Annotated in this window: 16 protein-coding genes; 10 read left to right on the plus strand and 6 right to left on the minus strand. The window is 42.5% G+C overall.

Annotation, left to right across the window (positions count from 1 at the left end; genetic code table 11):
* Nucleotides 1-20: 20 nt before the first annotated feature.
* On the minus strand, nt 21-278 hold the full coding sequence (locus B3139_RS18195; protein ID WP_293884958.1) for a hypothetical protein: 258 nt from the start codon (nt 276-278) through the stop codon (nt 21-23).
* A 508-nt stretch (nt 279-786) separates the two neighbouring features.
* Here B3139_RS18195 and B3139_RS18200 point away from each other — a divergent pair.
* The 3 genes from B3139_RS18200 to B3139_RS18210 all read left to right on the plus strand — a co-directional run bounded on the left by B3139_RS18200 (nt 787) and on the right by B3139_RS18210 (nt 7,399).
* Nucleotides 787-3,894 (plus strand): SusC/RagA family TonB-linked outer membrane protein, encoded by a 3,108-nt coding sequence (locus tag B3139_RS18200; protein ID WP_293884959.1) that lies wholly within the window; start codon nt 787-789, stop codon nt 3,892-3,894.
* A gap of 7 nt (nt 3,895-3,901) precedes the next feature.
* Entirely contained in the window at nt 3,902-5,515 is a 1,614-nt protein-coding gene (locus B3139_RS18205) for a RagB/SusD family nutrient uptake outer membrane protein (RefSeq protein ID WP_293884960.1), read from the plus strand.
* Between the two features lie 249 nt (nt 5,516-5,764).
* Nucleotides 5,765-7,399, plus strand: a complete 1,635-nt coding sequence (locus B3139_RS18210) for an alpha-L-fucosidase (protein WP_293884961.1) — start codon at nt 5,765-5,767, stop codon at nt 7,397-7,399.
* A gap of 20 nt (nt 7,400-7,419) precedes the next feature.
* Here B3139_RS18210 and B3139_RS18215 read toward each other — a convergent pair whose 3' ends face one another.
* On the minus strand, nt 7,420-9,111 hold the full coding sequence (locus B3139_RS18215) for a trypsin-like peptidase domain-containing protein (RefSeq protein ID WP_293884962.1): 1,692 nt from the start codon (nt 9,109-9,111) through the stop codon (nt 7,420-7,422).
* 234 nt (nt 9,112-9,345) lie between these two features.
* On the opposite strand from B3139_RS18215, the gene B3139_RS18220 reads away from it, so the two are divergent.
* The 7 genes from B3139_RS18220 to B3139_RS18250 all read left to right on the plus strand — a co-directional run bounded on the left by B3139_RS18220 (nt 9,346) and on the right by B3139_RS18250 (nt 19,677).
* The gene (locus B3139_RS18220; protein WP_293884963.1) at nt 9,346-9,933 is read left to right on the plus strand and encodes an RNA polymerase sigma factor; all 588 of its coding nucleotides are present in this window, start codon (nt 9,346-9,348) and stop codon (nt 9,931-9,933) included.
* A 66-nt stretch (nt 9,934-9,999) separates the two neighbouring features.
* Nucleotides 10,000-11,196 (plus strand): FecR family protein, encoded by a 1,197-nt coding sequence (locus B3139_RS18225; protein ID WP_293884964.1) that lies wholly within the window; start codon nt 10,000-10,002, stop codon nt 11,194-11,196.
* A gap of 112 nt (nt 11,197-11,308) precedes the next feature.
* Nucleotides 11,309-14,680: a SusC/RagA family TonB-linked outer membrane protein gene (locus B3139_RS18230; protein WP_293884965.1), complete on the plus strand. Its 3,372-nt coding sequence runs from the start codon at nt 11,309-11,311 to the stop codon at nt 14,678-14,680.
* A 23-nt stretch (nt 14,681-14,703) separates the two neighbouring features.
* Nucleotides 14,704-16,197: a RagB/SusD family nutrient uptake outer membrane protein gene (locus B3139_RS18235; RefSeq protein WP_293884966.1), complete on the plus strand. Its 1,494-nt coding sequence runs from the start codon at nt 14,704-14,706 to the stop codon at nt 16,195-16,197.
* A gap of 11 nt (nt 16,198-16,208) precedes the next feature.
* Nucleotides 16,209-17,015 (plus strand): DUF4843 domain-containing protein, encoded by an 807-nt coding sequence (locus B3139_RS18240; RefSeq protein ID WP_293884967.1) that lies wholly within the window; start codon nt 16,209-16,211, stop codon nt 17,013-17,015.
* Nucleotide 17,016: 1 nt separating this feature from the next.
* Nucleotides 17,017-18,465 carry a PKD-like family lipoprotein gene (locus tag B3139_RS18245; RefSeq protein ID WP_293884968.1) on the plus strand — a complete coding sequence of 483 codons (1,449 nt, stop codon included), beginning with the start codon at nt 17,017-17,019 and terminating at the stop codon, nt 18,463-18,465.
* Between the two features lie 69 nt (nt 18,466-18,534).
* Entirely contained in the window at nt 18,535-19,677 is a 1,143-nt protein-coding gene (locus B3139_RS18250; RefSeq protein WP_293884969.1) for a TlpA disulfide reductase family protein, read from the plus strand.
* Nucleotides 19,678-19,808: 131 nt separating this feature from the next.
* Here the strand turns inward: B3139_RS18250 and B3139_RS18255 are convergent, their stop codons facing one another.
* From B3139_RS18255 to B3139_RS18270, 4 genes are all read right to left on the minus strand, one after another.
* Nucleotides 19,809-20,660: a sialate O-acetylesterase gene (locus B3139_RS18255; RefSeq protein ID WP_293884970.1), complete on the minus strand. Its 852-nt coding sequence runs from the start codon at nt 20,658-20,660 to the stop codon at nt 19,809-19,811.
* 71 nt (nt 20,661-20,731) lie between these two features.
* Nucleotides 20,732-22,462, minus strand: a complete 1,731-nt coding sequence (locus B3139_RS18260; protein WP_293884971.1) for an RICIN domain-containing protein — start codon at nt 22,460-22,462, stop codon at nt 20,732-20,734.
* A 30-nt stretch (nt 22,463-22,492) separates the two neighbouring features.
* Complete coding sequence (locus B3139_RS18265) at nt 22,493-24,178, minus strand: endo-1,4-beta-xylanase (RefSeq protein ID WP_293884972.1); 1,686 nt, start codon at nt 24,176-24,178, stop codon at nt 22,493-22,495.
* A 23-nt stretch (nt 24,179-24,201) separates the two neighbouring features.
* Complete coding sequence (locus B3139_RS18270; RefSeq protein ID WP_293884973.1) at nt 24,202-25,227, minus strand: DUF5627 domain-containing protein; 1,026 nt, start codon at nt 25,225-25,227, stop codon at nt 24,202-24,204.
* Nucleotides 25,228-25,229: the final 2 nt, after the last annotated feature.

Below are 25,229 nucleotides of genomic sequence, written 5' to 3' on the forward strand. Positions count from 1 at the left end.
CCAATAGCTAAAAATAATGTCTATTTTTCCTCAAAGATAGATTGGCATGGATTTGTCTGTTTTCCTCTAATATTTTTAACCCCCTTGCTGTTTAGCCATTCGGTAAAATGATCGGGATTTTCTGGTATAAACTGGATGACTTGACCATTTTTCAGGAGCAAGGAAAATATACCACAATTAGCAATGAATTTTTTGATTTCATCGGAACGGTGTTTCAATAGTGAAAAATATTCCATAACATTTGGCTCTTTTTTTAGTAGGTTGGATAAAATATCCAAAACATCATTAAATGGTTAATTCAATAGATTGTATAAATCATATCAAAGATGCAAAAAAATATTTTATATTTCTTTAAATGATTAGAAATTATTGCACTATTTTTTTTGGTATAGAATTGTTTTCGTTGAGCGATTGAATTTCCCTGTTTTGATACAAACACTTCGTAATCTTTTCTAAAAGAGCGTCATTTGTGCTATATGGCGCGATATTGAACCTCTTTATCGATCGCTTTGATCCTGTGTTTTAAACATTTTTACCCTTCTTTTAAATATTTGTTGCAAAGAGATTTTAATGAAAACAATAGTTTTGCTTTATAACCAACCGGCAAATAGCTAACTCATTTTACAAGGAATGAGCTGATAAAGGGAATAATGATTTTTTAAGCATACGTTTCCCACATATTGGGTGAGTATATACAATTTGAAAGTAAGTAATAACCAATTCATATCAATAAATAACCAAGTACCTGCCTTAATAGGCAGCAAGAAATTTATATCAAGTAAGATTATGAACAGAAATTATGTGTCATCTTTCTTTTGTTTTTCCAAAGAGAGGAATAGGAAAGTGAAGTGGTTGTTAATAGCTTCCATGTTAATGTCCATTGGACGACTGTCTGCTCAAGAAAAAGTGATCCATGGGAAGATCATAAGTGATCAGGGAAAGCCCATTATCGGGGCATCGATCAGAGTGAAAGATAAAACACTCAGTACATCCACAAATGAGAAAGGTGAATTTGTGCTCAAGCTCAATCCGGGCGAGACTATTATTGTGTCCAATGTAGGTTATAAACTCGTCGAATATGTCATCGGTAACTCTTCAGAGGTGAGCATTCCACTTGTTGCCACAACCATTGCGGTGGATGAGGTTGTGGTGGTTGGATATGGTAAGCAGAAGAAGGTGGATCTAACATCTTCTATTGCGGTTGTCGATACTAAAGATCTTGTAAAAGTACCTGGAGGAACGATAGCCACGCTTCAGAGTGCTGTGCCCGGTGTGCAGGTAACCAATGGAGCTATTCGTATCCGTGGTGTAGGATCCATTAACGGAACCGATCCCCTCTATGTGGTAGACGGCATGATCGGCGGGGCAATGCCCGACGAGAATAATATTGCCAGCATTCAGGTGTTGAAGGATGCTGCATCTAGTGCCATTTATGGTGCCCGGGGTGCCAATGGCGTTATTTTGGTCACCACAAAACGGGGTAAAGCCGGAGATGTGAAGATTGATTACAATGCTTTCGCTGGCATCAAAAATATCTCTCATGATGTACCGCTATTAAACGGACAGCAGCTGGCGGAATTGATTAATGAGGAAATGTATAATAAAGATCCTTCACGTCAAGACTACCTGGCTGCGCTCGCTAAACCGATGGCCATTGGGGAAGGATATAACATGATGGATGAACTGTTGCAGACCGGCAATTACCAACGGCATAATCTTTCCCTTTCGGGTGGTTCTCAAAATGCCAATTTTCGGTTAAGTGGTATTTATGCTACAGATAAATCCATTATTATTCAAGATAAAAACAAGTATTATGGCGCCCAATTCATCTCTGATTTTACCAAAGGTAAACTTAAGATAGGGGAAACACTTTCCTTGGGGTATACCCGCCGGAACTGGAGTGATAAAAATATCATCGATGCGCAGAAGTGGTCTTCGACATTGCCGCTATATGATGCGAATAGCAGTACGGGATTTGCAGGAGCTGGCAACGGAACCGACGTGCAGAGTGCATTGGCAAATGCATACCTCAATAAAAACGTCAATGATAACTTTTCGGTAAATGGGAATGCCTGGGCTACCTATGAAATTATAAAAGGACTGGTCTATAAATTTAATATGGGAATAGACCTTAGCCGGGTGCGGAATGAGGGTTACATTGGCAACTACTCGGTCGGTCAATATCAAAACCATAGTCCTGATGAACTCAATATATCCAGTAGTCAGAATAACCGATGGTTATTTGAAAATACGCTGACTTATGAAAATAATTTTGGCAAACATGCCATTTCGGCTTTGGCAGGTATCACCTCGGAAGAATCCCGTTACAATGCGGTGAATGCCGGGGCCCGGGGGTTGCCAAGTCCAGATGTTTTGATTCTCAATTCGGCCTCCTTGGCGAGTTCCCGCCTGGTTGGGTCAGGCGTGGGGCAGTCGGCCATGTATTCTATGCTTGGACGTGTCAACTATAATTACGACAATCGATATCTCCTGACATTTAATATGCGACGGGATGGATCGGCCAACTTTAGCAACCAATATCGTTATGGAAATTTTCCTTCGGTATCTGCGGGATGGCGCATCAGTCAGGAATCATTTATGAAAGCATTTCCTGCAATCAGCGAATTGAAGCTCCGCGGTAGTTATGGACTTCTGGGTAATTCGGATATTGCACAATATCAATATCAACGGACGGTTAGTTTTGATCATGTGTGGTATTATCTCAACAATGTGATGGTGACTGGTGCTTTACCACAGACTCCTTCTAATCCGAATGTAAAGTGGGAAAGCCAGTACTCTACTGATATTGGTGTCGATTTGGAACTTTTTGATCATAAATTGGCTTTGACCGTCGACTATTACAATAAAAGGACTGAAGACATGCTGATCAATGTGCCTATTTCGTTCACTGCTGGGTATGGCAACAACTTTCCGGTGCTGAATGCCGGTAGCATACGGAACAGGGGCTGGGATGTCTTGGCATCGTATAAAGATCGAGCAGGCAATTTTAGCTATCAAATCGGAGCCAATATATCTTTTGTGAAAAACCGTGTGCTCAGCTTGGGCAATAATAATGAAATTTTGTGGGGAAATATCTCACCTGGGGGAGAAAATGTAACGAGGACAGCCGTTGGCCGTTCAGTGGGGGAATTTTGGGGCTACACAACCAACGGTTTATATACAAACCAAGCGCAATTGGATGAAGATAAATCTTTTGCGCCCAATGCAGCACTTGGGGATGTGCGGTTCAACGACCGAAATGGCGACAAGGTCTTAAATGATCAGGATAAGGACTTTTTGGGAAGCCCAATACCCGATTTTAGCTATGGGTTCAATGCTGACGTAAGTTATAGCAGTGCTATCGGGATTTTTGATTTGTCGATGATGTGGCAGGGAAGTCAAGGGAACGATATCTACAACAATAGCCGCTATTGGGGCGAGGGAATGTACCATTACTATAACAATTTTGCTTCTACGCTGGATCGCTACCGTGCGGAGGAACTTATCTTCAAAAATCCAGTATCCGGTGAAACGACAGTGTATCCCAAAAATACAGATACCGATATTCCACGTGCTGTGCTTGGTGATCCTAATCAGAATTTAAGGGCTTCGAACAGGTTTGTTGAGGATGGTTCTTATCTGCGGCTCAAAGTCGTCAATATTGGTTACAGTTTTTCTAGCCCAACGCTTGAACGCTGGAAGATCGACCGATTACGGTTTTATGTCGGCGCAAAAAACCTGCTGACCTTTACCAAATATTCGGGGTATGATCCTGAAGTGGGGTCGGGCGATACACGCTCGAATTTGAGCCGTGGAATTGATGGGCAAACGCCATGGGGACTAAGCTTCCCAAATTCTAGAGAGTATTTTATGGGTATTCAATTTACATTCTAACCACGATATGGACATCATAAATAGACACTATATAAAACTTGCTGCTGCTGCTCTGCTGTTACAGTTTTCGAGTTGTAAACCAAATTTGGATCTCTCCAATCCGCAGGAATTGTCGACAGACACCTATTATAAGACAGCAGATCAATTGGAGAATTCGGTTATACCTGCATACCAGGCGCTGATCGGGCGTACGCAGGGTGGATATGCACGTAGTTTGTATTTTGAGCTTTTGGCTCCTGGAGATGATTACAACCACACGTTTAAGTGGGAGCCTATGTATCAGGATAGCTACAATACGCCTGCGAGCGATGGGATGACAGCTCAGACCTGGAGAGATTTTTGGAACGGGGTATTTGCGGCTAATTTAGCTATCGACCGTATTCAGAAATTTGAGGGCGAAATAGACCAGAATAGAAAAAATAGACTGCTGGGGGAAGCGTATTTTCTGCGAGGTTTGAATTATCTGCATCTGGGAATGTTGTTTGGAGAAACCATTCCGCTAATGAGTAAACCTGTTGAAACAAATGAAGATTATTATCCAGGCAATGCACCGGCGGGAGCCGTTTATGCGCAGATCGTGGATGATTTCAAGAAGGCATCGGGATTGTTGCCAACACGGGCAGCACTTTATGCCGACAGTAAAATGATCGGTAGAGCGACAAAGGGTGCTGCACAAGCTTATCTCGCCAAAACTTACCTTTATAAACCCATTTTGGCCAAAGGACAGGCGGCGGATTTTGCAAATGCTGAGATTCAATTAAAAAGTGTTATTGATAGTAAGGAGTACCAGTTGATGTCCTCTTACAGGGACAATTTCTTGGAGACAAAAGAGAATAATCAGGAGTCTGTTTTTGAAGTGCAGCTTTATAATGGCCCGGGTTGGCTAGGTGACGATATATCGAGTTCGTGGCGATGGCAGGAAATCGGCATGTTTGACGGTACTGGTGGCGCTTGGTGGAATCTCGCTCCCAATAAAATGGCGCATGATCAATTTGAGGACGGCGATCCTAGAAAGTTCATGACTTTATGGTGTGAGAATGGTGCGAATTTTACGCAATTGGATGGTAAGGTCACCACTTATACGGACTGGATGAAAAATTTAGCGACTAATAAGGATTTATATGGCACAAGAAAATATTGTCCTGATGTTCAAATAGCGGATTATGATAATGGTAACAACGACCGCATTTTTCGGTATAGTGATGTGCTGCTTCTTTATGCGGAGTGCCTCAACGAGCGGGGGGATGTCACCGGAGCCAAGCAATACATCAACCTGGTTAGGAAGCGTGCCAATAATATCGTTCCCGATGAACAGCCGCATCTTTGGTATCAAAAATCGAATGGAACAATTCCTGACGTAGACGGATTGCTTGCGCAGGGTTTAGTAAAAAACGGTGTTTCATTGAATACCGTCAAAAATATTATCGTTCATGAGCGATTTGTCGAATTCCTCGGTGAATATCAACGGTATTTTGACTTGTTGCGGTGGGGAATGGCTGATCCTGTCTGGTTGGAGCCGTTGAAGAAAGGGGGCTGGTCGCCAAAAGCCATGTATTATCCTTTCCCTCAAGCTGAACTGGATAATAATAAAAATTTAAAAGGTAATGAGATGAACAATTGATCTGAGAAAGTTATTGGTTATTTATTCATAGTTAGTGTTAGGTGGGGGTGCCCTTTTTAGGGCACCTTTTTTATTGCCTAACGGCACAAAAAAAGGTGTCTGTGTCGATATTGTATTAGTATTCATCGATTATGTAGTTTCTTTGTTGGTTCAATTCAGGTATTTTTGATATTCAAGAAGATAACAGATTATAAACCAAATGCCTTTGTCGAACATCTTTAGGTGAGGCATTTCGCAGATCATCATATCATGGACAGAAGAACAGCAATTAAGTTTCTCGGTGCAACTATTCCGACCCTTTTCCTTGGTAAATTCAGCGCGGCACATGCGTACCTCGGAAAAGCTCCTTTTCACCCCGACTGGCGTTCGCTAGAAAGCTATCAGGTTCCTAATTGGTTTAGGGATGCTAAATTTGGTATATGGGCACATTGGGGGCCACAGTGTGAGCCGGAAAGGGGGGATTGGTATGCGCGAGGCATGTATCAGGAAGGGTCGGATCAATATACATACCATGTTCAAAAATATGGGCATCCTTCCATTTTTGGGTTTAAGGATGTTATTCATCAGTGGAAAGCTGAAAATTGGAATCCTGAAGAATTGATGGAATTGTACAAAAATGCTGGAGCCCAATATTTTATGGCCCTAGCGAATCATCATGATAATTTGGACCTTTACCGCAGCAGCCACCATAAATGGAACAGCGTCAATGTTGGCCCTAAAAAAGATATTGTGGGCGGTTGGGAAAGTGCAGCAAAAAAAAGAGGGCTTAAATTTGGCGTGAGCGTTCACGCAGCACATGCTTGGACCTGGTATGAAACGGCTCAGCGAAGTGACAAAGAAGGAAAGTTTGCCGGAGTTCCTTATGATGGTAAATTGACAAAAAAAGATGGTGTAGGGACATGGTGGGCAGACTACGACCCTCAGGAGCTTTACGCGCAGGAGCATGAACTTAGTTTGGATAGCAAAGACGATCATACCGTCCATCGGCAATGGCATTGGGATGTCGACTCTGGCGTGAGTGTACCTAATAAAGCATACTGTGAAAATTTTAAAGCGCGGACGATGGAATTGATCCATAATTACAATCCTGATATCGTTTATTTCGACGATACGGTGCTACCGCTTTATCCAATAAGTAATGTTGGACTGGAGATTGCCGCCGATTTTTATAATAAGAGCATGCAGGAAAATAATGGTAAAGTTGATGTAGTCATTAATGGGAAGATCCTGAATGAACAGCAACGTAAATGCTTGGTATGGGATATCGAACGGGGGCAAAGCAATACCATTGAACCGCAGCCTTGGCAGACCTGTACTTGTATAGGCTCTTGGCATTACGACCGTCGTATTTATGATAATAATCACTATAAATCTGCTAAAACTGTGGTCCACATGTTGATTGATGTGGTCAGTAAAAATGGTAATTTATTATTAAGTGTACCTTTGCGGGGAGATGGTTCTATTGACGAGAAAGCGAAGGCGGTGGTGCAAGGAATAGGAAACTGGATGGCTGTTCATCAGGAAGCCATCATTGGAACGAGACCATGGCTTATCTTTGGGGAGGGACCTGCACAGGAGGAGGCTCCGTCATTGAGTGTTCAGGGTTTCAATGAAGGGAAAGGAAAAGCTTTTACCAGCGATGACGTCCGTTTTACCACGAAGGGGAATGTCTTGTATGCCTTTATTATGGGGATGCCGACCGAAAAGCAAATCAAAATTAAGTCTTTAGGCCGTTCGGCCCCGAATTCGAGAAAAGTAAGGCGGATACAGCTGCTCGGGAGTGATGATCGTATTTCCTATCAGCAACTCGACAATGTTCTTCAGGTCTCCTTACCTGAGAGCTTCGTTCAAAACAACATTGCGATGGTATTAAAAATAACGTAAAGTTTTGATTTTTTCTGTTGCTACAGCATGTGTTGGAGGCTGGATAAAAACGCTATAATTGTATCTCGCGGGATAGCAAGGCAGGCGGTATGACTAAAGCGTGCAATGTTGAAGCCTATGAAGTTACCGTTGCTATCGATCATCGGACTCCCGCATTCGTCGGAATGGATACGAGAATCGTGGATAAATACTCGCGGAAAATTATCCCTTCGCAATGACTTCCCTTGAGGAATGTTGTTTGCGGGATGCGGGTTTTCCCGAAGGTTCCATTTGGAAAGAATAAGTTTCGTTTGCAGCTCGTTCACGCCACGTCGGAAGCGAACTTCGAGTGTATCACCTGCATAAAATTGTTGCATCGCCGCGTTGATTTTAGCGGCGCTCGCCACATCATGTCCGTTTAATGCGATTATTTCATCGCCAGGATGAAGTCCAGCTCGGTCTGCAGCACCCATGCTATCTAATTGTGTTAAGGTTGGAAGGCCTTGAATTTCTTGCATCTGCGCATCGAAAGTTCCGGGGATGGAAATTCTTGGAAATCTTTGGGGCAACATGCCGAGGACGCCGGTTTTACGCTGACTGGCCGAAAGTAGCGACCACAACTTTATTCCAAGTAAGGAATCAGGAATGCCTTGTGCGGTAGTCTTGGTTATTGTGAAAGCGGGAAATTTATGGTCACTGACCAGCGCTATAAGGTCGTTTTTGTCATCTCTAAGCAGGATCTTCAAGGCATAGGCTTTGTCTCCAAATTTGATAATTGGCGCTTCGCCGACCTGACTGCTTTTGGATAAAATTACCTGTTTATTGTTTGTCAGGTTAAAAGCAGTGCCTAAAATATGCAGGCTATCTCCACCTAATGTACTACTGATCGAAATGGACTGAAATTTTGTTTTCGGAGGTTTTGCTGTTTTTTCTAATCCTAATGCCATGAGTTTCACCGCTAAAGGATCACTGTCCATTGAATCGTTCGCCGTGGGGTAACTATGGATCGCTGCTGGCTGGGTCAATGATCGCCAGTATCTGCGGTAGCTGTTTACGGGAACTTCGAAATTGGTGCCTTCAGGAGCATCAATACGGCTATGAAGACCAATTACGCGCCCTAGCGCATCAAATAAGGGACCGCCAGAATCGCCTGGTTCCATAATACTACTGCTTTGAATAAAACCATATTCATCCATTTTTTTTAGAATGCGTCCAGCACGGAGAAAGGGAATATTGAAAGGTAGTGTTTCCGGATACGATAGTCCAAAGCAGCGTTGGTTTTCAATGATGGATGAGGACCAGCCCATTTCTGCAAAAGGCCAGGGGCCTTCGCCCTGCATTTTCATCATGGCAATATCGGGCAAGTTATGCTGTTGGTCGACGACCAATCTTCCGAGCGCCTTAGCAATACCTTGGCTGCCATCGGAAAAAATAACTTGATAATAATTGCCGGGCTTTGTGGCATGTGCCACAGTGAGAATAAAGCCATCTGAGCGTACAATGACACCACTGAAAGGCGCACTATTTTGTTGGCGGCTTGCACTGTCGATACCAAATAGTTTTATGGAAGCCGCTAGGGCACGTTCAATAATAGGCCTCGGTATTTCGCGGTCGGCGGTATGCCTCTCCTGTGCTGGGCAGTAGGCGGAAAATGTGGTGAGACACAGGATTTTCCAGATCATAAAATATCGGAGCATGCTGTTTTCAGGAAATTGTCTGGCGGAACGTGTCATACTACAAAGAAGCTGATTTAACGGTTTAGGTTTGGCTTTGAAAAGCATAGCTCAAAGGTAGCGGATTTGTGAGCCAAAAAACAAGAGTAAGGATACAGTTCTGAATAAATTACTGACTTTAACTGATTTTCAAAGCAGTTTGCTGAAAAATTTATGGCTGAATTACTAAAATTATGAAAAACTCAATTATCTTTATCCACGAAAAGATGTACCGCTAGCTAAACGAATCTACCCATGAATTATACGAGCGAAAAAGAACTCCTTGAAGCTTTCCTAAAGGGAGAGGAGCAGGCTTGTGCGCATGTTTATAATCGTTATTTCAGCCGTATCTGTTTATATGCATCAAGCTTTGTGGATGAAAGCAGAGAAGCGCACGATATTGCCGAAGAGGGCTTTATTCGCTTGTGGGAAAGTGGACGACGCTATGAGAGCCTGTCACATCTGAAGGCAGCCCTCTATCAGGCTACCCGGCACGTTGGGATCAATCATCAGACCGCCCGGAGCAGAAGATTGAATCGGGTGGATAGTTATATGGCGCAGCAGGAACAGCATCAAAAATCCTATCTGCATGAAATAGTTTATACTGAAGCGATGGCCGAGCTTTATGAAGCTATTCAGAAGCTTCCACCCAAAGCTCGCGAAATTATACAGTTGAGCTATCTCGAAGGCAACAGCAACCAGCAAATTGCGGATCTACTGCAGTTAAGTATCCAAACGGTAAAAAATCAAAAATTACGTGCTCTAAGCCTTTTACGCCAACATTTGAAGCGCGATTCTTTTAATTATCTACTCTCATTGATCGTTCTTTTTGGAAAAATTTAATTTTTTTTCAGTTGTCTTTGGTACTTTTTTAAATCGGTGTGGTATCTATAGATGAAATAGCTCAAAATGGATCCTAAAGAAGAAGAAAAACTTATCCTTATCAGTTCGCTTGTACTGCGTGAAATGCGGGGAACGCTCAGTGGCGAAGACCGTCTTTTTTTGGAGAGCTGGCTGCAAGAATCGATATGGAACCAACAGGTCTATCAACGTTGCCTGGATGAGGCACAACAACGTGAGGGGTATGCCCGTCTGGCGCATTTTGATAAGCAACATAATTTCGAGTCGCTAAAGACTAAAATTTCGTTCCATTCTTCAAAGGAAAGAGTTGGACTCGTGAAGCGTCTATGGCCTTACGTCGCTGTCGCGAGCGTGCTTTTGGCACTGTCTGTCGTCTGGTATTGGTTTCAGGACAACGGTCATCCGGTTGAAACGCAGCGCACAGTTGCAATTGACCGGCTTCCAGCCTCACATCAGGCTATCATTACACTTTCGGACGGTAGACGGTATGCATTGAATAAAGATGAAAAACAAGTGGTTATCAATGGGGGTAATATACGCTATGACGACGGTCATGAAGTAGCCTCGATCGATGCGGCGGTGTCTGCCAAAATAGAAACTCCTCGTGGTGGTACCTATGATGTCACTTTGCCCGACGGCACGCGGGTTAAGCTGAATGCCGGAACGATACTTTCTTATCCAACGGAGTTTGCAAAGGACAAACGCGAGGTCAGTCTCCAAGGCGAGGCATTTTTTGAAGTTGCCAAAAGAAAAGATCAGCCTTTTATAGTCCATACCAAAAATCAGCAGGTACAAGTATTTGGAACGCAGTTTAATATTAACGCGTATCCGACATCAACCCAAATTAAAACAACTCTGCTAGAGGGTAGCGTACAGGTAAAGGAACTGATCAAAGGCCAAAAAGTAAACTTGCTCCCTGGAAATCAGTCGGTCAACACTGGAACGCAGCTGATCAAACAATCCGTAAACGTACAGCAGGAAATCGCCTGGGTATACGGCAAATTTAATTTTGATGGAAAGTCACTTCGGCAGGTCATGGATGAACTGTCCCAATGGTATGCGGTTGATGTGGTTTATAAGGGCGATGTGCCTGATGTTTCCTTCTTTGGAGGAACATTCAGAACGAGCAAGTTATCAACCATCCTCAATATATTAAAAGATCAGGATCTGTCGTATCATCTGACGGACGATGGGAAACTCATCATTGAACATAATGATTCTAAAGCACAGAAAGGAGGCCATTAGAGAACAGAGAATTATACTTGACCACACAACATAAATTAACAATTTGGACAGTTAATCCACTTAGCTAATCAGTGGATTCTGCAATCTAACCTAACTAAACTAACTAGAATTAATGAAATTAAGTTGTTTTTCACAAGCGACCAGAACCCTTTTATGGCTAGTTTTTGCTGTCTTACTCCAGCTGGGCCAGAAGGTAAATGCGCAAACAGTAACCTATTCCGGGCGCAATGTTCCGCTAATGGATGTGCTGCAGGCTATCAAGATTCAGACGAATTATGAGGTGCTGGGAACCAAAAAAATGTTGGAATCGGCAAAGCCAATTTCCATCAAAGCGGACAAAATGCCCCTTAAATTATTTCTTGATAAAATATTAAGTCCGCAGGATATCGGCTATACAATTGAATCGAAGACAATTTTCCTGGAACGGAAAGCTAGTCCACCGAAAGCTGAACCCAGAAGCCTTCCACAAGGGGGAAAACCATTGCAAAAGCAGATCCGGGGCCAAATCTTGGGAAAAGACCGGGTGCCTCTTTCCGGAGTGAATATTTCACAAATGGGTAATACCATTGCAGTAGCCGATCAAGAAGGGCGTTTTTCCTTTGTTGGCACAACGCAACCGCTTACATTAAGTCGGGTTGGTTATAAAAACTTCACCCTCGCTTTGATTGAAACTAAAGACGATTATAGCATCGTGATGGAAGAAGAGGCAAATGCACTGGAGCAAGTGGTTGTTACAGGTTATCAAGTGCTAAAAAAAGATTCCTATACGGGAACCGCGATTACCAAAAGCGGTGATGAACTGCGGCAGGTAAATCCGCAAAACGTGCTACAAGCGATGCAGGTATTCGATCCATCGTTTAAATTACTCGACAATAATCTTGCGGGCTCCAATCCGAATGCCTTGCCAAATATCAATGTGCGTGGATCGTCGTCACTGCCGACTGGTAGCGGTGAGGTATTACGAAGAGATAATATTACGACGGCCATCAATATGCCGGCGTTTATTTTAGATGGTTTCGAAGTCAGTGTTCAAAAAGTGCTCGATCTTGATATGACCCGAATAGAGAGTGTTACAATTTTGAAAGATGCGGCGGCGACAGCGATCTATGGCTCTCGAGCGGCCAATGGCGTTATGGTCATCACAACCAAGATGCCTAAGGAAGGTAAACTGCAATTGACTTATACGCTTGAAAGCAATGTAAATACACCTGATCTTACAGGATACAGTTTATTACATGCAAGCGATAAATTAGCTTATGAGAAATTAGCAGGACTATATGATCCGGTCATACAGCAGCGATCAAAAGAAGAGCTGGATGAAAAGTACTATAACAAATTAGCGAATGTATTGGGTGGGGTAGATACGTATTGGTTGTCCCAACCCGTTCGCACTGCGATTGGACAAAAACATGGCCTTTACGTTCAAGGTGGAGCTGAAACTTTCCGCTATGGTGTAGATTTACGTTATCAAACTCGACCTGGGGTAATGAAGGGTTCAGGACGAGATCAGTATTCTGGAGGCTTGAATTTTACGTACAATGTGAAAAATAAGCTCCGATTTCAGAATGAACTTGCGGTAACGATAGTGCGAGGTACGGAATCCCCTTATGGCTCATTTTCTGAATACGTGAATATGAATCCATATTATCGAATGACTGACGAGAAAGGCAATATATTACAAGAAGTGGATACATGGAACCGGCGCACAAACGAGGGTAACTTTAATCGAGAAGTTGTATTAAATCCACTTTATAATGCAACATTAAATAGTTTTAATAAACTCAGCTATACCGAATTGCTGAACAACTTCTCAGGGGATTTTGATTTGGGTAATGGTTTGCGCTTACGTGGTCAGGTCAGTTTATTAAAACGCCTCAACGCAAATGACAATTTCCGCTCACCGTCGGCAAATGATTTTTATACCTATGCTACTTCCCGTACAGACGAAAAAGGCAGCTATGAAAGTTATTCAAATAACGAATTGTATTGGGATGCCAATCTACGCTTAAACTGGATGCGTACCCTTGATAAACATAATTTTAATATTGTTGGAGGTACTAATATCCGCACAGAAAACTTCGATGAGCGTTCATTCAAGGCGATAGGATTTCCAAATGACCGATTTACTAGTATAGGATTTGCTAAAGGTTATGAAGAGGGGGGAAGTCCGGCAAGTAGCATCAGTGCTTCACGATTATTTGGTGTGTTTTTAAGTTCAAATTATTCCTATGACAACCGTTTTTTGTTTGACGCCACATTTCGTATGGATGGTTCATCAAAATTCGGAGCGAATAGACGGACGGCCCCATTTTGGTCGACTGGTATTGGATGGAATATGCATAAAGAATCGTGGTTCAGCAATGACGTCATCAGTCAATTAAGATTAAGGGCAACGGTGGGTCTTACAGGATCGGTACAATTTGATCCATATATGGCCCGTACCACCTATAGTTATGATAAAAGCAATTGGTATTCATCGGGCTTGGGGAGTTCAGTTAGGAATTACGGAAATGAAAACCTGACTTGGCAAAAAACACAAAACACGGATCTTGGGATCGACCTGGGGCTTTGGAAGGATCGTTTGACGATATCGCCACGTTATTATTATAAAATTACACGGGATATTTTAGCTGATATTAATCTAGCTCCTTCGACGGGTTTTAGTTCATACAAGGAGAATTTAGGTGATCTGGAAAACAAAGGTTTTGAAATTAATGCAAATTGGATTCCGATTCGAAATGAGCAGTGGACCCTGAGTTTGATGGCCAACTTGGTCCGAAATAGAAATAAGATTGTCCGGATATCAAATGCCCTAAAAAGCTATAACCAGCGGGTCGATGAGGCTCAAGAGGGAGACGATTTAAAAGCTGTACCGTTATTGCGCTATAACGAGGGACAATCTTTGGATGCAATTTATGCTGTTCCCTCATTAGGTATTGATCCAGAAAGTGGAAAAGAGGTATTTCTGAAAAAGAATGGTCAATTAACGTATGATTGGAATTCACGTGATATTGATGTTGTTGCTGTGGCAACGCCAAAACTGGAAGGATTTTTTGGTGGAACTTTGCGGTATAAACAATTTATGGTGGTGGCCTATTTTCAAGCTAGGTTTGGTGGAAAAACCTATAATCAGACGCTGGTTGACCGCGTCGAAAATGCCGATCCACGCTATAATGTGGACAGTCGCGTGTTAGCGGAAAAATGGAAAAATCCTGGAGATGTAACTTTCTACAAAAGCATTCAAGATCTTGGCCAAACCCGTGTTTCTTCTCGCTTTATTATGCCCGATAAATTGTTGGCCCTTCAATCGTTTAATTTATCATACGATGCCCGTAAAGAGTTTGCTAAAAAATTGGCTTTATCTAGCCTACGTATAGGTGTCATAGCTAATGATTTGTTCCGTTGGTCTTCCATTAAGGTGGAAAGAGGGATTACTTATCCTTTTGCACGAAGTGTCACATTTACCCTTCAGGCTGGTTTATAATCGAAAATATAAGAGTAGACAATATGAAAAATATTCATAAAATTTTAATACTGATATCCACATTGAGCTTATTTTCCTGCGCTAAATGGTTGGATATACAACCAGAAAGTGATGTAGACAAAAATGTGCTTTTTTCTACTGAGGATGGGTTTAAAGAGGCATTGTTAGGGGTGTATACGCGTGCGTCAAAAAGTGACTTGTACGGATTGGAATTGACCATAGGAACGCCAGAAGTTTTGGCTCAAAATTATGTCATGGCCAGTGGTGATAAATTAAGGTACGAGGAGACTAAAAAATTTAAATATCAAGACGCTAATTTTATTACTAGGAAGGATAACATTTGGAAGGGTCTGTACAATGGGATTGTAAATTCGAATTTAATTTTAGAAGAGATCGATAAGAAGCAGAAGCTATTTGTAGGCAATAACTACGCATTAATTAAAGGAGAAGCTTTGGCATTGCGGGCTTATCTTCATTTTGATGCGCTTCGACTCTTTGCTCCTTCTCCGATGCTAAATAGCAAGTCCGATGCCATTCCTTATGTAACAAGCTATTCGAATAAATCAACCAAGCTTTCTACGGTGGCGCAAGTGCTAGACTCAGCAATTCGAGATCTGGAAATAGCTAAAAATCTCCTAAAAGTGGACCCAATTAGGCAGCCTTCTTATCTAATAGGCTACCCAATTATAACGGATACTTTAAAAAATTCAGAGTTAAATAGCAGTGAGCTGTTTTTACAAAATAGAAGACACCGATTGAATTATTTCGCTGTTTGTGGTTTGCTGGCTAGGATTTATTTGTATCAGGGCGATCAAGTGAAAGCCTTAGCTAATGCCAACGAGGTTATCAATGCGAACAAATTTCCGTGGACCAATAAAACAGATTTTTTGGCTTTAGAACCTGATAAGAAAGATCGCATTTTTTATAAGGAATTGCTTTTTGCTTGGTATATACCTGCCATGAGCGGAACTTATAATAATGACTGGTTTGTGGACGGAACGGTTGGGATGTATTTGGACGAAGATGAAACGCGAACCATCTATAATGTTGCTGGCGATGGGGGCACGGATATACGATTCACCCAGTGGTTTGAAAGCAGGAGTTTGGGCACGCAACGTGCATCTACACTTCTGAAGTTTAGGAGAAATTCATTTAGTGACAGTTTTAGCGCTAATCTACATTATTTGGTCGCTCCGGCGATCAAATTAAGTGAAATGTATTATATCGCCGCTGAATGTACTTATGACAGTAATCCTACTAAAGCGATAGCATTAGTGGATGAGGTGAGGGAACACCGCGAGATCGGGAAAAAATTGCAAGTAAGTACAAAGAATCAATTTATCAGCGAACTAGTCAAAGAATACCGAAAAGAAATGTATGCTGAAGGGCAATTGTTTTATCTCTATAAGCGGTTGAATTTACCAATCAATGGCCAACATGGTGAGGTTATTCCGGCTAAACAGGAAATTTTTGTCTGGCCGCTTCCTGATGATGAGATTATTTATGGACAACGTTAAAAGATAATTACATGAAATTTAACCCTATTTTATTTATGTTATTAGGCCTGCTCTTGCTGTTTTCTTGTAAAAAAGCAAGCTTGATAACCTACGGCCAACCAGCAAACGTCTATTTTGACCTGAATGATGTCGATCGGGATAGTATCATTTACACCTTTGCTTATGATTTGGAAAAATCGAGTGATACAGTTTACGTTCCCGTAAAGGTTATGGGGTATCGCGAGGCTAAACCTCGAAAATATGAGGCCTATGTTGTAGCTGATTCATCTACGGCTAAAACAGGAATACATTATGACAAACTGGAGACGGCATATACCCTAAAGGCAGAAGAAGGCCGAACTTACTTGCCCATTATTGTACATAATGTAAAGGATCTGGAGCATCGTGCTGTATCATTGATCATCAAATTAAAAGAAAATTCAGATTTCGGTATCCGAAATCCAGATCTTATTCGTGTCAAATTGGTTTTATCCGCAAAATTGGAGCGCCCAAGTTGGTGGGACAATTGGTTGAATAATTATTCTCAAGTGAAACATCAGTTATTTTACATTGTAACTGAGCAGAAGTCGCTAACCACAAATGGCTTAGATGCCCCTAAAAATCTATATTTCGTCAATCTTTTACTAGCTATGTTGAACGATCCATTTAAATGGGTCAACGATCATCCGGAAAAAGGTTATGCACTAACTACAAAAGATAATGGCGAAACATATGATTTTTATCCTATTAATAATCCCGGTAGGAAAATATTAATTAAGAGAAATAATTCCACTGGTAAGTATTTCTTTATTGATGAAAATGGAAAGGAGGTGAGATAACATGAAATTCAACAAACTTAAGCTAACTGCAATAATTAAATATAGTTTTATCCTTTTAATTTGCACCTTTTTTTACGGTTGTTACAAGGATAAGGGGAATTATTCGATACATATTCCCAATGAACCTATTGTTCAGGGATTGGATACAGTCTATGAAGTACGTGTCGGGGATAGTTTGATCATTAAACCGAAAATAACGGGTGTAGAGCTAAGTAATCTATCGTACGATTGGCAAATTAGTGCGCCAGAGGCCATTGATCCAGAGGCAAATCATTACAGCGGGGCGACTTTGCGCCTGGCGTTTGGGCTGGGAGCAAATCGATATAAGGTGAGGTTTACCATTTCAGATCTTAGCAATAATATGAAGTATTTCCATGATTTCTATATTCAAGGAATTACTGAATTTTCCAGAGGTTCACTTGTGCTGTCCAACGACAAGGGCGTAAGCAAACTTACTTTCATAAAACCTGATAACTCGATTTTGCCAAACATTTATGAAATTATTAACAATGAGGTGTTGCCATCAGAACCGCTTCACATTATTTATGCCAATCACTCCATTGCCAATACTCCATTAGCGTATTGGTATATAGGAAAGCATGGAGGGGTTCGCATGACTTTGGAAGAGCTTAAAAAAGAAAAGGTTAAACCCGGTACACTGAAAGAAAACTTTTTCTTACCACCAGAAAATATCGATGTTGGGGATTTGCAAATGTATGAGCAAGGGGTGCTGCTTGGGGTTATCAATGGTAAATTTTATGGTGGGGCTACCAGCACCTGGAATCAAAGTAATACTTACGGCATGTTTGGAACACCTGCAGATGGAAATTATGTGTTGGCGCCACAGTTTATTATTACGAAGGTACAAAATGACCATTTCATTACAGCCTATGAAAGTAACAAGAGACAGTTTGTACGGGTTAATCTGTATGGGGGTGCGATGTATTTTGGTACGCAATACAGTACGGTTGGCAGAGAAGTATTTGATCCGACTAATGTGAAAATGGATCTTATGCAAATGGTACAGATTAATAGTACGGATATTTATGCGTATATGAAAGATGATGCAGGGAAAATATATGAACTTAAATTTAAGACCGATTTTATGCGGGAATTTAAGTTTGAGGCATTACAGAAAAAGCTGTTTTCTCATTCCGAGTGGATACATGCAGATACAAAAATGGTGGCGAGCCGTGTAGGCTATATTTATATAGCTTATCAAGATAAAGTATTTAGATATAACCCATTGAATGAACAAGTGCAAGAATTGCAAATGGCTTTCAAATCAACAGTTACATTACTAAAATTGGATGAAAGTGAGGATACGCTGATTGTTGGCGCCGGAGGATCGCTTTACTACTTAGCTGTACAGGTTGGAAAAAATGGCGAGCTTGTCAAGAAAATTGATGGGATTCCAGGCGATTTGGTGGATATAACTTGGAGAAAGTAACATTAACAAAATATTTAAATAACTCAAATAACTCAAATAACTCAAATAACTCAAATAACTCAAAAAACGATGAAAATTTTAAAAATTGTGCTATTCCTGTTCGCTGTTAGCCCTTTTGGGCTGTACGCACAACAAGGCGGCTTTTACATAAAAGGAACTTCACCAAAAGCTTTTAATGGTAAAAAAGTGTATCTAGATTATACAAAAGACGGATTTCCAGTCTCGGATTCATCGGCTATTGTGGATGGAAAGTTTAGTTTCAAAGGAGCTGTTGAGGAGCCTGCTTACTCCAGAATGGTGTTTGATCAGGACGGTAAAGGTAAATTGATCGCACAAAATATCGGGGATCGGTTATACTTTTATTTAAGCAATGAAACTTACAACATAGCTATCAAAGATTCGCTGCGTACTGCTGCCATAAAAGGATCGCCGCTGCATGATGCTTACGTTTCTTATTTAAAGGAAATTGGCGGTGGTTTCATGGATATCATTGATGCGGGGAATAAAGCTTTTGGGGCTGTGAAACAAGATGCTCCTGATGCCAATGAGCAGTATAAGGCTATCCATGAGCAGTTTGAAGCGCGGTTTGAAGCACGACGGGTTAAAGAGTTGGCTTTTGCTGCCAAAAACCCCAATTCGATCTTTGCGGTGGATGCACTTATTGATGCGGCCAATAAACGTAAGCTCAGTGAGATCGAACCGCTATTTTTAAAGCTGTCCAAAGAGGTGCGTCAAACCACGAATGGGAGACAGCTGGAGGCTCGTTTCTTGGCGGAAAGAAGTGTGAAAATTGGTCATAAAGCACCTGATTTTTCACAGCCCGACACCCAGGGAAAAATGATCAAGGTATCGGACTTTAAAGGCCAATATGTGCTGATCGACTTTTGGGCGAGCTGGTGTAGCCCCTGCCGTGCCGAAAACCCTAACTTATTGAAGGCCTACAACAAATATAAAAGTAAGGGGCTAGAAGTACTTGCAGTCTCTTTGGATGATACAAAGGGGAAAAATGCCTGGTTAAAAGCGATCAAAGATGATGGTTTGCCCTGGGTACATGTCGCAGATCTAAAGGGCTGGAGCAATGAGGCCGCGGTATTGTATGGTGTGCGTGCTGTACCGCAAAATTATTTGGTAGATCCTCAAGGAAATATTGTTGCTATCAATATCAAAGGTGAACTGTTACACCAGGAGTTGGCCAAAATTTTTGATAATTAATGGTCAGATACGCCGTATTGTTATTCCCTTTAATTCTAAAAGGATAATATTTTTGGAAGAAATGGCAATATCGAGGAGCATCTGTATCGCTGATTATGTTTTAAGGCTAGGGATTGGATTCCCTAGCTTTTTTATTTCGTTGTTTCTGTTAACAATTTAAGCATGCTTGCCGCATAGTTTTTACCCAGCTTTCGGTATCCAGCGGGGCTGAAATGCAATCCATCGCTTATCCCTTCGCAGCCTGCGGAGGATATAATATGGGCTGTCGGTACAGTGGCGGGCAAAGTTTGGATGATGCTGTTCATACTTGCGCATTTGCCACCGGCTTCGGTCGATAGGAGTTCGCCTGCAAGTAGGGGCACTTCATCTGCTCTCAAGTGCAAATCGCGTAATAGATTTTCATATACTTTTTTCACTTTATTAGGCCATTGGCGATCGCCAGTATTGGATTCGCCCTGATGAAGTAAGATGCCTTTGATGACACCTTTCTGTTGTGCTATCTTGGCTAATGCTACAAGTCTTTGATACGGATTATTGTCATAAGCTGCAAGCATGGATTTCATCCACTCCGGTGCTTTTGCCACATAGCTGGCCGTGCTGTCTTGATCAAATAACTGTATATGACAACCACCTACCGAAACGTTGACGACACCGATCTCGATATTTTGAGGAAGATTTTCTGTAAGCGTTCTGCCAAAATAATCTGCAGGTGTAAGTCCCGTGTGGCAGCGCGCGAGCGGTGCACGGGCGGGGGACCACTTGCCATACTGCCTTCCCAACTCGGGACAGTCTACTGCCGCAAGTACATGGAACCGACTATTGGTGATGGTATCCTGTGGTTCGAATTGGCCATGCCCCTCCATATTGGATTGTCCAAAACAAAGGTATATATGAAAGTTTTTGTCTTGGGCGAAAGCTGCTGTTCTTAAAACGTTCCCCAGCAGGAAGATGAACAGCAAGATTTTAAATGGTGTTTGTCGCATCGTGGAGTTTTTTATATTTCTAAAATTAACATATTTCGCGGTAAGCACAGCTTACCGCGAAAAGATATTATTTAGTTCATCGCTATAAATTTGAATTTGAACAATTGACAGGATGTACCGTAGTAGTCCCAAAGCTGCAGGTTGGAGTTCCCATCCATTGTACAGCTGGGGATATCCCATCCGCGTGTGGCATCGACTTTTGATACGATTTTGTAATATCCATTTGCTACAGCCGTTACCTTCCATGTCTGAGCATCATTGCTGTAATTCTGCCAGAGGCGGATGGAGGTTCCGAGTGCATTGCTGTTACTGGCTAGATCAATGCAACGATTGCTCGCACTCGCTTTCGATACAAAGCGCCAATATCCGTTACCGGCATCGATCGCTACCCATCGCTGTGCATTTGCACCATTTCTAGTCCAGGGTCTGAGTACAGCACCATCGGCATCCTGACCTGATTTTACATCAAGGACTTTGTTGGCGTCGGTTTGGAATTCAATCTCGTAAATCCCATTATTGACCAGACTAGTGACATTGCAGTTAGACATCGGATAATTGGAGGCTGCATATTGCTGAAACCATTGTTTGCTTGGTGCTGCACATGCTTCCCAATCGTTGTTGTAGGCTGTGCCACCATTGGGATCTCCTTTGTGGAGCAGATTGTCCGGAGCAAGAAGATTCCAGCTCACATTGCCGGACTGATCCACGATATACTTTAAATTTGCTCCAAAGCCATTGCCACCAGCGGTACCTGTGGAACCTGTACCGAAGGTACCATATCCTTGTGGAGCCCAGTCTGTCTCTGTAATCGCGATCGGCGCAATGTCAGCAATAGGTTTCACGTTAGTATTCCAGGCACTTTGAAAGGCTTGATAGGTATTGACACCACCCCAGTACCCTGGATATATATGTACCGCATAGCCGATGTTACCACCGGTAATCTGGTTATTGACATAGCCTTGGTAATGGGACTGCCAACCGGTACCGGGTATCCAGCATACGTTATTGGCACCGTTGTTACGGATAATATTCACCAATGGCTGGAAGAAATTTTTCAGTGCAGCGAAATGCTCGTTGCCAGTCATCCCCCAGGTACCATTTGTTCCCAATATTTCAACGGGCTCGTTGGCCAACTCAAACATCACATTGTCTGCATTCTTCAGTGAAGCGTGCTGCGAAAGAAAAGTCCATACCGTCTTAAGATAAGTATGATACGCATCGTTTACTGCAATACGGTGCGGGCATACCCCCGGCGGACGTAAGATAACATACATACCTCGGCTACGGGCGTGATTGATCAAAGGAATAATAACCTGGTTGGTGTAGGTAACCAAGCGATTATAGTTAAACCTGGAGATGTCGTTTTCAGGAATGGGCGCTCCTGGATCGTTAGTCCAATAAGGGTCGATGTGGAGACGAATGTAATTCAGGTACCAACCATCGGCTGCACTGGTGAGTTTGTCAATGACGGCTTTGTTGTAGTTGAGGGCACCTTGTACATTGTAGTTATCCCAGGTACAGTACCCTGAGTTGGCACCATACTGACAGCCGTTGAACCATGGGCTTGGAGTAATGGCGACCCCATGAAGGACGATGTTGTTATCGCATGGATCTTTGAGGTACTTTCCTCCTACATGTAATGTTGGAGTTGGGCGAGGCCAGTTTGTAACGGCTTGCGCAGAAACATTGGATTTAAGACTTCTTTCGGATTCGCTGGTTAGCGTTTTTTCTTCCAGCCGCGAACAGCTGAAAAGGAAGGTCATTAAAAAGACCACCAGTAACCACATGTTGTTTGTTCTCATAATTTAAATATTTAAGGGTGATTAATGATCTTATTTTTTAGCTACCAATGCCTCGGCCACTGCCTGATAGGCTGGCTTTCGGACAAATCCTTCGGTCCATAAACCAATCGGCTCTCCGCGACGCCAGAATGAACTCTCCTGATCGGGGCTATCCAATGGGCTCCATATGGTAATACCGTACTGCTTATCCTTTGGAATGATTTCGAGATATTTCTCAACGACATATCTGTACAGGTCAGCTTGTTTCTGATACATTTCAGCCGTGGCATTGCTAGTCTTGATGCCATTTCCTAAGCCAATGTCCAGCTCGGATACTTTGATCACCTTACCTGTGGAGGCCAATAGATTGAACATACTGACGATATTGTCTTTGCTGGTATTGATATCAATGTGCATCTGGGTGCCGATCCCATCTACTTTAACACCTTTGCTTTCGATGTAGCTGACATACGCGATTAGCCCCTTACATTTGTCGCCACTGCCTTCTAAGCCATAATCATTGATGAATAGGAGATCGTTGGCATTGCCATATTTGCGGGCAAGCTGGAAGGCTTTTACGGCATAATCTTTCCCTAAGTAATCTTGCCAGTAGAATTCGTCATCCGCCAGATCGGTCTTTCCGATTCCGGTCTTTAAGGCATGTTGGTCTGGCCAGTCGGACATCGGTTCGTTGACGACATCCCAAGCTTTGATGTAACCTTTGGTTTTTTCCAGCATACCAGCAATAAATGTGTCCAGCGCTTTGGTCAGTATGGCTTCTTTCTCGGCAGGGCTTTTCTCTATCGTGCTGCCTCCAGGACTGCCATAACCCTCACCATCTGCTGACTGTGCCCTAGTGGAGTTGTTTCCCCAGCCAAACCAGCCATCAATATTGTTTTCAAAATCACTGTTGGCAATAAGGCTTGCCGAACTACCTGTTTTTGTCAGCACGACTTTGTCGATGAAAATAGTTCCATCATATTGACCAAAATTGATGATAAAACGGTTACGCGCTGCAGTTGCGGTCACTTTGAGTTCGTATTCCTTGTAGCTTGTTGTTAATGCCAATGAACCCATATTGTCGCCCGTATAATTGGAGGTGCTCTGTAGATCGATACCAATGTTGCCCGCTTTACTGCCCCTGGCTACAATCTTCAATACATATTCTTTCCCTATTTCCGTTGGGTTAATGTCTGTGGCAGTCTGTGCTTCCCAGGCATTGACAACAGAGGGATTGCTCATTTTTAGTGCATGGCCCGCTAGAGCTGGTCCTCCAGAACCTGGTATAACCACAGGAGCGATTAACTTATTCAGGTAGGCGGCATTCTGTCCCGAATGCCAGCACAACGTGTGGCCATACAGTGCCATGTTGTTTTCCTGTGCAGCTGTGATCAGCTGTTCTACACGAGATAGATTCAGGCTTCCGTCGGCTTGCACAATGGAACCATGCTTCATTTCATAGCCCATGACCATTTCTTCAAAATTTCGGTTGGCTAAGCGGTAAAGCACCCCTTTATTTAAATAGTCGTTTATATTGAGCGCCACACCCAGCTTAAATCCGGGGTTGGCTTGCTTATCCAAATAACTTTTTAATGGGTTGTAGGCATTTATATCTTCTTGTGCAAGTACTTTCTCCGGTTTGTCGACGGCGTATTCCAGGGCATGATATTTGGAACATGAACTCCATACGGCGCCGAGCGAAAATAGGATGACGATAGTTTTATTGATTTTTTTCATCGCGGTTCATAATTGATTTGATACTACTTTTTAGTGGGTGTAAAAGTTTCCATTTTGACAGATCTGTCCCGCATCACGAGGGTATCCTTGCTTGTGACACTCATTTGTGCCATATCGATCGTATAGGATAGATAAAGTGCATCTCTGTCTGCATTGCCCCAGCTATTTTTTTCGCCCCGTTTGACAAACTTTCCGGTCCCTGACGCGGATACACCCGCGCTGCCCGAGCTAACGCTGCAATTGTTATCATCATCAAAAGTTAAGTTCAGATTCACATTGATATTAACATCATCAGTTCCCTTAAAAGATAGCGGCAAAATCGACTTTTTAAGTGCTGCTGTGCTGACGCTTTTGACTTCATCTTTTTCGACATAAGCCTGGTGCCTGACAACATTTTTAGTTAAGTTGCTGTTAGCACCTTTGCCCACGATCTGGTCGGTGCCCCGGCGGAGATAGTTGCCGTGCCAAGGATTGATATATTTGAGTGCATAAAAGATAAAATCTTTTGGCGCGACATCCCAATCGGATGCGATAGCCCTATTGGCTGTCTGTAAAGAAGTTTTACCGGATAGTATAGAATCAGCATTGGCAACTTTTGTCATCCTTAGAGGAAGTACGTAATAGGTTTCCAAGGATTTAGGGTCGGCAAAAAATGCGTCTGTCAGCTGTACCTCTACACCGCCCGTGAGGCTACCATTTGGTATGCTGATCTGGTTGCTGGCAAGTTGGTAGTAACTGGTCGGCAAAGGTGTGATCGACTGCCCATTCGGGTAGCTGAGTCCATTTGTGAGGCTGTTGTCGACAACGAAGTCAATACGAATATCTTTCTTGTTGTTATACACGCCGCCCGTAGTCGCCATGACTTGAACCTTATGTTGATTGTCGAGGGTGTTGTCAAAGATGTCTTCGCCCAGCGTTACCGTTCTGACGGGTGTCTGATAGGCGAAGTATACCGATTGAAATTCAAAGTCTGGGAACTCCCAGTCATTATTTTTGCAAGACGCCAAGCTAACTAAGGCCATCGCGTAGAGGATATTGATCTTTTTCATCG

This window comes from Sphingobacterium sp. UBA1498, from assembly GCF_002325125.1.
GTDB lineage: Bacteria > Bacteroidota > Bacteroidia > Sphingobacteriales > Sphingobacteriaceae > Sphingobacterium.